The 6,584-nt window shown below is 42.6% G+C and carries 8 protein-coding genes, 1 rRNA gene and 1 pseudogene; 9 read left to right on the top strand and 1 reads right to left on the bottom strand.

Annotated features, from left to right (window positions below):
- The first annotated feature begins 9 nt into the window (after nucleotides 1-9).
- Together rrf and ACI39P_RS00805 are read left to right on the top strand one after the other, a co-directional pair.
- Nucleotides 10-127: ribosomal RNA gene (gene rrf / locus ACI39P_RS00810) — 5S ribosomal RNA — on the top strand.
- Between the two features lie 211 nt (nucleotides 128-338).
- Nucleotides 339-965 carry a hypothetical protein gene (locus ACI39P_RS00805; protein WP_439718820.1) on the top strand — a complete coding sequence of 209 codons (627 nt, stop codon included), beginning with the start codon at nucleotides 339-341 and terminating at the stop codon, nucleotides 963-965.
- A gap of 276 nt (nucleotides 966-1,241) precedes the next feature.
- Here the strand turns inward: ACI39P_RS00805 and ACI39P_RS00800 are convergent.
- Nucleotides 1,242-1,755: pseudogene (locus ACI39P_RS00800) on the bottom strand (transposase); the annotation flags it as partial.
- A gap of 511 nt (nucleotides 1,756-2,266) precedes the next feature.
- On the opposite strand from ACI39P_RS00800, the gene ACI39P_RS00795 reads away from it, so the two are divergent.
- The 7 genes from ACI39P_RS00795 to ACI39P_RS00765 all read left to right on the top strand — a co-directional run bounded on the left by ACI39P_RS00795 (nucleotide 2,267) and on the right by ACI39P_RS00765 (nucleotide 6,544).
- A complete protein-coding gene (locus ACI39P_RS00795; protein ID WP_439718819.1) occupies nucleotides 2,267-2,473 on the top strand; it encodes a hypothetical protein in 207 nt (68 codons plus the stop codon).
- Between the two features lie 14 nt (nucleotides 2,474-2,487).
- A complete protein-coding gene (locus ACI39P_RS00790; protein ID WP_439718818.1) occupies nucleotides 2,488-2,709 on the top strand; it encodes a hypothetical protein in 222 nt (73 codons plus the stop codon).
- A gap of 248 nt (nucleotides 2,710-2,957) precedes the next feature.
- The gene (locus ACI39P_RS00785) at nucleotides 2,958-3,260 is read left to right on the top strand and encodes a tyrosine-type recombinase/integrase (protein WP_439718817.1); all 303 of its coding nucleotides are present in this window, start codon (nucleotides 2,958-2,960) and stop codon (nucleotides 3,258-3,260) included.
- A gap of 263 nt (nucleotides 3,261-3,523) precedes the next feature.
- Nucleotides 3,524-4,045 carry a hypothetical protein gene (locus tag ACI39P_RS00780; RefSeq protein ID WP_439718816.1) on the top strand — a complete coding sequence of 174 codons (522 nt, stop codon included), beginning with the start codon at nucleotides 3,524-3,526 and terminating at the stop codon, nucleotides 4,043-4,045.
- Between the two features lie 43 nt (nucleotides 4,046-4,088).
- Nucleotides 4,089-5,285, top strand: a complete 1,197-nt coding sequence (locus tag ACI39P_RS00775; protein WP_439718815.1) for an aminotransferase class I/II-fold pyridoxal phosphate-dependent enzyme — start codon at nucleotides 4,089-4,091, stop codon at nucleotides 5,283-5,285.
- Between the two features lie 108 nt (nucleotides 5,286-5,393).
- A complete protein-coding gene (locus ACI39P_RS00770) occupies nucleotides 5,394-5,927 on the top strand; it encodes an NUDIX domain-containing protein (protein WP_439718814.1) in 534 nt (177 codons plus the stop codon).
- A 41-nt stretch (nucleotides 5,928-5,968) separates the two neighbouring features.
- Nucleotides 5,969-6,544: a stage II sporulation protein M gene (locus ACI39P_RS00765; protein WP_439718813.1), complete on the top strand. Its 576-nt coding sequence runs from the start codon at nucleotides 5,969-5,971 to the stop codon at nucleotides 6,542-6,544.
- Nucleotides 6,545-6,584: the final 40 nt, after the last annotated feature.

Genomic DNA, 6,584 nt, shown 5'->3' with positions numbered 1-6,584 from the left:
AAAAAGATTTCTGGTGATGATGCGCTTGGGGGACACACCCGTTCCCATTCCGAACACGACGGTTAAGACCCAAGCGGTCGATGGTACTTGGCGGGCAGCTGCCTGGGAGAGTAGATGGTCGCCAGAATCCAGTAAAAGCTCTTGGAATTTCCAAGAGCTTTTTTGATGATGAAATGCAGGAAAATAGATGTAATCTTTAAGGTTTTGTTAATTTCTCTAGAATGTATTGAAAAAATATGGATACAGAATTATACTGCACATAAAGAAATGTAAGACAAGATTTCAAAGAGAATGACGAAAACAGATACCGAAAACCAAAGATGGAAAGGATGGGAGAAATGTTATTTCATAATGGAAAGAAATTTTTGTCTCTGATGACGGTTTTTGTGCTTTCTTTTATATTGTGTTCCTGCGGAGGAAATGCTTCTGATGAAAAGGAACCTTCTGATACAACCGATGAAACTGAAGTGATTTCTTCGGAGAATAGTGAAATTACGGAAGATACGCTTTTGGATTTGTTCAAAGAAAACATTTATTGCATGGTAAATATATTTTCCATTAACCATCTGCCCTATGACGAGGAAACGCAGGGTGGTCATATCTGCAAGGTTTCTGATGAAAGGTTTGCAAGTTTTTCTGATTTTGAAGCCTATATCCGCAGTGTATATTGTGGGGCGGAGGCTGACAGGCTGTTAAATCATTACCCTTATGAGGATTCTCCTATGTATTTGAACGTAGATGGAGAACTTTACATTAACGTGGATCTCGCGGGGGCAAAAGGATATTATGTGGATTGGTCCAATTGCGAAATCACAATCGATTCCGCAGATGCAGAAAGATGTGAATTTACGGTAAAAGGCTCTGTGGAAGAACCGGCAGAGGTTCCTGTACAGGAAGACTATTTTACAAATGGTGTGGCTGTGTTTGAAAATGGCAAATGGGTTCTTGAAAAAATGATATATTGATGTGTGATTGATACAGACCTGACCTGTTGAGTAAGTGAGATTTTTCTGTAATTCACCAATAAGAGGTCCTTCTATGATAAAATAAAAATCATGGGAGGACTTTTTATTATGGCGAAACAAAAGAAATCAGTTTACAGAGTAGAAATGATGGTACCGTCAAGAGTTATGCACAAATTCGTTTGCAAGACAGCCAGCAATGGAGGCATCCTCAATGGCTACTTCTAGGCGCTTCCTATTCATGTACTTCTTGTTGCCCCACTAGATACCAGCTACATGACGCAGCTGGACCACGACAGCTTTGGCCTTTTCACGGGCAGCCTTCATGCTTTCTTGGGCGTGGATCGCCTGGAGCATCTTAGCCACCAGCTTTACCTTGGAGCGAGGAACTACAGAAAAACCATTGCGGTAAAAATAAACTGTGCAGCGCTGGTATTTGGCATCTGGAAACACTTCTCCCAGAGCCTCCAGCGTTCCTAGGCATTTATCGCCAACAATGAGTTTTGCGCCGTCCAATCCTCTGCTTTTGAGCCACTGAAAGAAATTCACCCAACTGGCCTTGTCTTCTTTTATGCTTTCAGCAGCTCCTAAAACCTCACGGTATCCGTCTTCATTTAATGCGATTGCCGTCAGAATTGCAACATTTTCGCACGCTCCGCCCTAGTTGCGCCGGAGGTAGATGCCGTCCACTTAGAGATACAGATATTTGCTGCCCTGCAAAGGACGGTTGCACCAATACTCAATGGACATAGGCTTTCATGTTCCGATTACTGATGGTAGCTGCAGATGGTTTGTACAGTTGCCGTTATTTTTGTGACGATAGTTATGATTTGGCCTTTCGGTTGACACACAAGGCAGTTGAAGTGTTCGCATCAATCGGTATACTCTCCTATGCTGATGAGAAAATCACGCTGGAGAACATAAGTAATCTTGTATGCGAGTAATCTTGTATGCGCCAAGGCGCTTGTTGTGATCAACGTAGATTTGAAGAATCATCTTGCAAATTTCTTGGTTTTCCTTGGTACGATCAGCTAGGTCTGAATTGTAATGCTTATAAAAAGTGCTTCGGTTGACACAAAGAACCTTACATAAGGGTTTTATATTATGTTGGAAGCGTAGCTTATGAACAGAGTTTGATCGTTGTTCGAGTGTGGCGTGAAGATGGCAAGGGTTTTTTAGTATCATAAGTTCTTCCTCAAGCTGAGCATTTTTCCAAGAAACCAAAGACCGTATTTCTGGACAGTTATAATGATAGGATAATAAAAACGCTAAAACATAAAGATGCAAAAAAGGAGGACGAGAACATGACAACAGGCGGATTGATTGTACTTATTATTTTCTATGTGCTTTATAAACTGAGCAAACGGGAAACAAATAAAAAATTTGACAATTATGATATGACAAAGGTGTCACTGAAAAAATTGTCTGAGGATGCAGGGAAAAGTGCGGCATATAAACGTGCTAAAATGGTGCGTGGTGGCTATGATAAGGATGATAAATGGAAAATTTAAGGAGGGAAAGCTATATGGCAACATTATTACTCATTATTGCATTTGTGGTGTATATGAAATATATGGATTATCGAAAAGATAATGCAATTGACCATTATGATATCAATAAGATTAATCCAGCTAGATTGACAAAAGATATGGACAAACCTTTAAGAGTAAGAGAACAGAATTTATTAGCTGGAAAATATGATTATCAAAAAGGGGATATTGACGCTGTTACAGGGAAAAGACATTGATACTAGGATAGCCACTGGATAATATGTCCGGTGGCTATACTTATATAGGTTTAGAAATCAATGAAAAGATGGCTTCGACCGCAAATGGGAGAAAATAATAACAAAAAGAAAAGTCACGCCCTACTACAAGCGTGACCTTCCAAAAGGGTTTGCATTTCTGCTAACCAGAGCATGTGAGATTTTTTCTGTAATTAACCAATAAGAGGTCCTTCTATGATAAAATAAAAATCATGGGAGGACTTTTTATTATGGCAAAACAAAAGAAATCAGTTCACAGAGTTGCACACGAAATGTTATATCGCAACTTGAAAAAAGCTGTCCAGATGTATAACAAAAAGCATAAAGAAAAAATTCCTGACTTATCCCCTCATTCACTTAGGCACACATTTTGTACTCGTATGGCTGAAAGAGGGGTGAATGCAAGGACGTTGCAGTATTTGATGGGGCATAGTGATATCGGAACAACCTTCAATATTTATACCCATTGGAATGGGGATATGGCAATGTCTGAAATGAAGAAAACCCTTGAAATTACTGATAAAATGGCTTGATAATTTACACCAATTTTTACACCAATTCCGTGATAAATAGTGATAAAATATGATAAATTATGGTAATTTTACGTTGATTATTATGATTTTACACACTATCTGATATAGTGAAGAAATACTGTAAATTCAAGGAAAAGCGACATTTTCAGATAATTTTTCAGCAGATATGGATTTCCTGTTGTAATTCTTGCCATATCATTATAAAATAAGAAATTGAAAAGAAAAAAGTGGATTTTGCACAGGGAGAAAAAAGGGGAGATGACATGGAAAAAAGTGCAAAAAGAATTATTATAAAGGGTGCTGCTGTTATGGTTATCGTAGCTTTGGCAGGTTTCTTTCTGTTTAATGGCTTTAGCAGGCATCCCTATACGGTTGATGAACTGGAAGGTGTTTTCCGGGCAAAGGCAGCAGAACAACAGATTCTTTCTGCGCCGGATGAGCAGGTAACGCTGGTTTCAAAGGAATATGGAAACAGCATTACTTTTGCCATGCAGACAAAAGAGGGAGAAAGAGCCTGTGCCACTTATGGCCGCAGTGTATTCTTCGATAAATATAAGGAACTGGATTTTTACAGTGGTGTCAATGGTGTATTGGCATTGGATGATATAACATATACGGTCAGCGATGGGGCTGTTGCTTATGAAGCGACGGTACATTTTGGTGAAGAGGTGGACATTTCCTTCGGCGATGAAGTCAGACCTATCCTGTACATCAAATTTATGGCTGTCTGTTTAGCTGCTATGGGGATTTTTGGCTGCCGTATTTTTATGGCAGGAAGAAAATAACACAATACAAAAGAGAAAAAATAAATATATGAGGTGAAGTGATATGGAATTATCGAAAAGAGCAATGAGCATTAAAGCATCTACAACAATGGCGATCTCCTCCAAGGCGGGAGAAATGAAAGCAGCCGGCCTGGATGTGGTATCCTTCGGCGCAGGCGAACCGGATTTTAATACCCCTGCCCATATTGGTCAGGCGGGGATTGATGCCATCAAAAACGGGCAGACCCGTTATACCCCTGCTGCTGGTATGCCGGAGCTGCGTCAGGCTGTTTGCGGCAAGCTGAAAAGAGATAATGGTTTGGATTATGAACCGGCACAGGTCATCATCAGCAATGGTGCGAAACATTCCCTGATCAATACCTTTATGGCGATCCTGAATGAAGGTGATGAAGTCATCATCCCTGCGCCTTTCTGGCTGAGCTATTCTGAAATGGTCCGCATTGCCGGCGGTGTGCCTGTGATCATCCATACCAAGAAAGAAAATCAGTTCATGATGACAAAAGAAGAACTGGAAAACGCCTACACAGAAAAAACAAAGGCAGTGGTGCTGACAAGCCCTTCCAACCCTACAGGGCAGGTGATGAGCAAGGCAGACCTGGAGATGGTTGCGGCATTTGCTATCAGCCATGACATCCTGGTGGTTTCCGATGAAATTTATGAAAAGCTGATTTATGATGAAGGCAAGCAGCATATCAGCATTGCTTCCCTGGGCAAAGAAATTTATGACAGAACCATCGTTATCAATGGCGTTTCCAAAAGCTACGCTATGACAGGCTGGAGAATCGGCTATGCGGCTGCGCCACTGCCCATTGCAAAGCTGATGGCCTCTCTGCAGTCTCATATGGCCTCCAACCCTAATACGATTGCCCAGATGGCTACGATTACAGCCCTGAACGGCCCTCAGGATTGTGTGGCAGAAATGTGTGTAGAATTCAAAAAACGCAGAGACTATATCTTTGAAAGAGAAGAAGCTATTCCTCTGCTCTCAGCTTTGAAACCAGAAGGTGCCTTCTATCTGTTTGTGGATGTTTCCGGTACCTACGGGAAATCCTATGAAGGACAGGAGATTAAAACCGCGGCAGATTTTGCATCTATCCTGTTGGATCAGAAATATGTGGCAGTGGTGCCCTGTGCAGACTTTGGTATGCCTGATTATATCCGGTTGTCTTATGCGACCAGCATGGAACTGATCAAAAAAGGCATGGATCGTATTGAAGCTATGGTAAAAGAACTGAAATAAGAAAAGATACGGCAAAAGCCGCGGGAAGGGTGCTGTCGAAGGTGAATGGAATGCGTTTGCAATTCTCTGCTGACCTTTGAGGCACCTTTTCCATAGAAGGAGGAAAACATGAGCTACGAAGTGCTGGAAAGCAAGGTGACCCACGAAGGGAAGATCGTAAAGATCACTGTGGATAAACTGCGTATGCCCGATGGCAGCGAAGCATACAGGGAAACGGTCATCCGTGGGAAAAATGCGGCGGCGGTGCTGGCGGTGGATAGCGACGGCAGTTTGATTTTTGTCCGTCAGTATCGGCACGCTTTTCGGGAAATGCTGTTGGAAATTCCTGCAGGTGTGCTGGAGGAGGGAGAAAAGCCTGAGGAAGGTGTGCTGCGGGAATTGGAGGAGGAAACGGGGAAAAAAGCAGGAACGCTGGAATTTCTCTGTGAAATGTATCCAACCGTAGGCTATTGCACAGAAAAGATACAGCTCTTTATTGCCACAAACCTGACGGAAGGGCAGCAGAAGCTGGATGCGGACGAATTTCTGGAGATTGAAAAATATACATTGGAGGAAGCAGTGGATATGATTGGGAAAGGCCAGATCAAAGATGGCAAAACCATTGCCGCTGTTTTTGCCTGGGCTGCCAGAAAACAAGCATAAACCAACCAGACGAGCCATATCCTTTAGCAGGGGGGATGGCAATGAAAAAGAAAAAACGAAGGATAGACAAACAGGTACAAAAAATCATCGGTATCGTTTGTCTATCTTTTTTATTAGGAACAGCAGGGGGGGCATTGGCGGCAAACCTGTTGCCTGCGGGGCAGCAGGGGGCACTTTCCTTATTCCTGCAAAGTGCCGTAGAAGAAACCGGGCAGGCCTCCTTCCTCTCTATTTTTTGGAAATATTTGAAGTATGATCTTATTATCTGGTTGGGCGGCTGGATGCAGTTGGGGCTCTTTTTTGCGGGAGCAGCATTTTTGTTCCGCAGTGTTGCCGTGGGGTTTACTTCGGCTATGATGATGGCGACCTATGGTGCAAAGGGAGTTTTTCTTTCGGCTACGACCTTCCTGCCTCAGAATCTGCTGCTGATTCCGGCGTATATTCTTATCATGTCCGCATCCATCTATTATCTGTTTTCCTGGCGGGAGGAGGGGGCAAAACGTGCCTTGAAGCGGGAGCGGCGGCGGAAACAGGCGGAATATTGTATTCTGTTTGGAATCTCTATTATCTTACTGGCAGCGGCTGCTGGGGTGGAACGAGCCATACTTTTGGCATAAAGTATCCAGAATTTCATATTTGTTACGGAAACTGTGGGCG

This window comes from Anaerotignum sp. (assembly GCF_051877975.1).
GTDB lineage: Bacteria > Bacillota > Clostridia > Lachnospirales > Anaerotignaceae > Anaerotignum_A.
The sequence above is the reverse complement of the archived record's forward strand: the minus strand, read 5'-3'. Positions and strand labels throughout refer to the sequence as shown.

What these genes read in the sequence shown, in the direction of transcription:
- ACI39P_RS00805 (WP_439718820.1), top strand. Translation starts at nt 339, where the DNA reads ATGTTATTTCATAATGGAAAGAAATTTTTGTCTCTGATGACGGTTTTT.
- ACI39P_RS00795 (WP_439718819.1), top strand. Translation starts at nt 2,267, where the DNA reads ATGACAACAGGCGGATTGATTGTACTTATTATTTTCTATGTGCTTTAT.
- ACI39P_RS00790 (WP_439718818.1), top strand. Translation starts at nt 2,488, where the DNA reads ATGGCAACATTATTACTCATTATTGCATTTGTGGTGTATATGAAATAT.
- ACI39P_RS00785 (WP_439718817.1), top strand. Translation starts at nt 2,958, where the DNA reads ATGGCAAAACAAAAGAAATCAGTTCACAGAGTTGCACACGAAATGTTA.
- ACI39P_RS00780 (WP_439718816.1), top strand. Translation starts at nt 3,524, where the DNA reads ATGGAAAAAAGTGCAAAAAGAATTATTATAAAGGGTGCTGCTGTTATG.
- ACI39P_RS00775 (WP_439718815.1), top strand. Translation starts at nt 4,089, where the DNA reads ATGGAATTATCGAAAAGAGCAATGAGCATTAAAGCATCTACAACAATG.
- ACI39P_RS00770 (WP_439718814.1), top strand. Translation starts at nt 5,394, where the DNA reads ATGAGCTACGAAGTGCTGGAAAGCAAGGTGACCCACGAAGGGAAGATC.
- ACI39P_RS00765 (WP_439718813.1), top strand. Translation starts at nt 5,969, where the DNA reads ATGAAAAAGAAAAAACGAAGGATAGACAAACAGGTACAAAAAATCATC.